Below are 1,746 nucleotides of genomic sequence, written 5' to 3'. Positions count from 1 at the left end.
GCATCCCAGCATCAGTTAGTTCGTTGCCTTATTAACTGTGGGATTTGGTGTTGGACTGGTCGCTACCCTTTATCCAGTTCGGACTTCCACCGACAAGAATTCAAGGAACTTTCTTGGCACACTCATTATCCCTTTCTTCCTCAGACATTTCCCCCCCTTTTTCCTGCTCGCAATGAGCAGATGACACGAAGTTTATTTTAAGCACATTCGCTTCACTCAGTATAAACTCCGCGAAGAATCTCGTCTCCGACCACATTTGAGACCCTTCACTGCGTTCAGGGCGACACTACTGACGCTTTGCTAAAAGTTCAACAGTGTCATCTATACTTGAAACATTTCTTATATGGCAGGTTAAATACACCGTCGGTAATGTCAATTTCTCGCATCATATCTTCCTTTTTTAGTTGTTGTCCGTGTCTGGATTTTTCTTGGAATTCTTTACTCAGCGCCATATCCATCTCAAAATGCCCGCCGAAACGGCCTTTTACCCGGTTTTCAGTTATTTCGTCTATTTTCAGCCAGCAATTATGTGTTTCAGGACAGCTTATATGTTTACTATCTGGAATGTTTATCACAAAACCAAAATGTGTCAGTCCCAAACTCTGATTTTGCCAGGTAATTTCAGATTTCAAAATATCTTCAGGATTTGATGTATTGGCTACCCACAAAGCAAGAAAAGAATTGAGATCCTCTTGTTCAGGGAAAGGTTCACCGTCTTTCCATTCGGCATATTTCTTTGCATTTCTGCCTTGTATTTCTAATTGTCTTTTTGATTCGGCTTCTGTAGCATCTATACAGAACTCGTAAGTAAGCACCTCTCCCTTAGGAATAACTTTAATTCTCTCACCGTCGGTAATAATAGGATTAGCACGGACAATAAACCGCATGTGTTCCATACGGCATTTTTGCCCTTCCACAGTAAACTCTACAAAACCATTCTGTTCTTCTGTCTTCTGTGAACAAGACATAAGAATACCCAAAACAACAAACACTAACAACAACAGACCTTTACGCATAAGCCCTCCCCCATCTATTTTTTGACAAGATTAACAGGATTTTGACTTTATCCTGTAAATCCTGTCAGAATATAAAAAAAATTCTGAAATTTAATATAAAATTGTACCCAAAATACAATAGATACGCTAATGGAAAAATTTTATCAACTATTTCAGGTATATATTCAGAAAAAGTTATCCAACTTTTCTTGTTTATCACTATCCATAATCCGGTTATTGATTGTAATATGATGAATACATTTATCACCCACAGATAAGAAAGGTATACTCTCAAATATAGCCACCGATATAAAAACAGAAGCGCCAGATGAAATATCCATTTTTTTACAAAGTTAGATGGAGATATATTTTTCATAATATCCCGCAATTCATCTTTTGATTTCTTCAGCACTCCCCATGAAGTTGTAATGAATAGCATTTCAATAAAACATTTAATCCAAAGTTCTAACATTCAAGAAAACCTTGTAACCACACGATTTCACAGATTATCACAAGATTAAAAAAGTAAGAAATTATCAAAATTTTAATTATCTGTGTAAATCTTGTGTTAATCTTGTGGTTTAAAATGTTGTTTTATAATTTCCTATGCTGCAAGAAAACTGCGTAACCTATATGATATACTAAGTAAAGGATATATAGGTTATTAACATGTACATCTCGCGATTTTTTAAAAATTTTTATGAATAACCTTTCAAAATTTTGTATAATTAAACAATCTCCAGGTTCTGGT

General features: G+C 35.5%; 2 protein-coding genes. Both read right to left on the bottom strand.

Features of this window, described 5'->3' with window-relative positions; genetic code table 11:
* Positions 1-317: 317 nt before the first annotated feature.
* A complete protein-coding gene (locus tag AB1349_14105) occupies positions 318-1,016 on the bottom strand; it encodes a hypothetical protein (protein MEW6558458.1) in 699 nt (232 codons plus the stop codon).
* 64 nt (positions 1,017-1,080) lie between these two features.
* Complete coding sequence (locus AB1349_14100; GenBank protein ID MEW6558457.1) at positions 1,081-1,467, bottom strand: hypothetical protein; 387 nt, start codon at positions 1,465-1,467, stop codon at positions 1,081-1,083.
* Positions 1,468-1,746: the final 279 nt, after the last annotated feature.

The sequence above is a fragment of the Elusimicrobiota bacterium genome (assembly GCA_040757695.1).
In the GTDB taxonomy this organism is placed as follows: Bacteria; Elusimicrobiota; UBA8919; order UBA8919; family UBA8919; genus JBFLWK01.
Note: the sequence above shows the minus strand (reverse complement) of the source record. Positions and strands in the feature narration are given on the sequence as shown.

What these genes read in the sequence shown, in the direction of transcription:
- AB1349_14105 (MEW6558458.1), bottom strand. Translation starts at nt 1,016, where the DNA reads ATGCGTAAAGGTCTGTTGTTGTTAGTGTTTGTTGTTTTGGGTATTCTT.
- AB1349_14100 (MEW6558457.1), bottom strand. Translation starts at nt 1,467, where the DNA reads ATGTTAGAACTTTGGATTAAATGTTTTATTGAAATGCTATTCATTACA.